The following is a 1,594-nucleotide window of genomic DNA, read 5'->3' on the forward strand; positions in this document are numbered from 1 at the left end:
CCTCAAATCCGCAACTACGCGCCTAATATGATACAGAAGCGAAAATAATCTGCATCGTTAGTAAAAAGGGGGCACAGTGCATCGAATGTCACCATAAAGACATATAAATGCCCCTTACCCCACCATGCGACTTGAGGCAATACGCAAAATCACGACCATAAGTTGCCGGTGTTATCCAAAGTCATTCTGGAACACATCAGCATAAGCGTTGTTGCATGAATAGATATTCAGCACATACTGCCTTGATGTCCTGACCCATTTTGCTGGCACAGAGATGAACTTGAAGACAAACGCCTTGATGCGGCTTGTTGCTTTGAGTCCGAACCTCTTCACGTCAAGCCTCGCCATGATGAATTTATAGAAGTTGCGTATGAGTGCCGTAAGCAGAAGAAACACCGTGTTTTCTCCCATGAAGGATTTTGGAAGCCTGTTCCAGCCGAATCCGTTATTCATGTCATCGAAGATGCGTTCCTTCCCTCCACGGAGGTTATAGAATTCGACAATCTCTTTCTCGGAAGACTCGTAGTCATTTGTAAGGATGCAGCGGTAGGTGTATTCTCCTTCCCACAGGTCGAGTTCGCCGTCTATCCGCTTCTGTCTTTGAATCACAAGACGGTATGCCTTCCCTTTCCATTTCTCGATGAGAATGGAGGCCAGCTCAAACTCAATACCGCCCAATTCCACTTTCTTCCAACCTCTGAGGGCAAAGATGTCATTGTAGAGCGAACTGCATCGGTTGGCACGGATATAGAAGGTCTTGCAGTGTTTAGCAATCTCTTCCACTATCTCTTCAGAACACGAGCCGCAATCAGCTCTGAAACGGTTGATAATAAGCTTGTTCTGTTCAAACCTTTCAAAGAACCTCTTCAGCGTGTCCTTCTGGTGGAAACGGACATTTGTGTTGCCGTCGCTGTTCTCAATGCCGACAATCAAGTCGCCAATAACTGCCACGCCAGGGCGATAACCAAGGAACTTCTTGTATGTAGGCTTCGCATCATACTTCTCAGCCTCTATGAACTGGTGGTCGAAGTCAACGTCATACCCCTCGCCCTCTTTCAGCTGCCCTGTGGACAATAGGCAATTGAGGAGCAGTGTATTCAGCTTGTCTGCCGTGTTGAAGTCGTAGGTCTTGCCAGTGTCGGATGTGTAGGAAATGTTATCCTGGGTCAGTTCCTTTATGGCTCTGAGAATCGTGTCGGCACTGCATGTGCGAAGTGTCGGATGAAGCGAGAGGTGATACATCAGATGAGTGGTGACATCCTCGATGCATGAGCCGCCACAGAAATAAACGCTCATAAGCGAACGGATGATTTCGCTGTATTGATAACCATACAGCCTGCATCTCATACCGAGGGTTGAGTCGATTACAGATGAGAGCTTGGAATCAAATTGCTCCATTATTGGAAAAATACCTCCAAAAGGAGAGAGTTTCTCAGATTTTATTGCTACCTTTGCCATGTCTGTCGGGTTTGATACATATTTTGATTTGCAACACTAAGATAGGTGAAAAATCTGACATGGCAAAATCCTGAGCAACTTTTTGTTGCTCAGGTACTTATAAATAAAGTTAAATCAAAGTGTTGCGGAATTAAGG

Annotated in this window: 1 protein-coding gene; it reads right to left on the reverse strand. The window is 45.7% G+C overall.

What is annotated here, in order from left to right; all coding sequences use genetic code 11:
* Positions 1 to 171 precede the first annotated feature (171 nt).
* Positions 172 to 1,458, reverse strand: a complete 1,287-nt coding sequence (locus tag FYJ73_RS15585) for an IS1380-like element ISBf11 family transposase (RefSeq protein WP_154535656.1) — start codon at positions 1,456 to 1,458, stop codon at positions 172 to 174.
* Positions 1,459 to 1,594: the final 136 nt, after the last annotated feature.

It is taken from the genome of Hallella mizrahii (genome assembly GCF_009695775.1).
GTDB classification, from domain to species: domain Bacteria; phylum Bacteroidota; class Bacteroidia; order Bacteroidales; family Bacteroidaceae; genus Prevotella; species Prevotella mizrahii.

Bases quoted from the DNA above. Each gene is read 5' to 3' on its own strand.
- FYJ73_RS15585 (WP_154535656.1), bottom strand. From the start codon at position 1,458: ATGGCAAAGGTAGCAATAAAATCTGAGAAACTCTCTCCTTTTGGAGGT.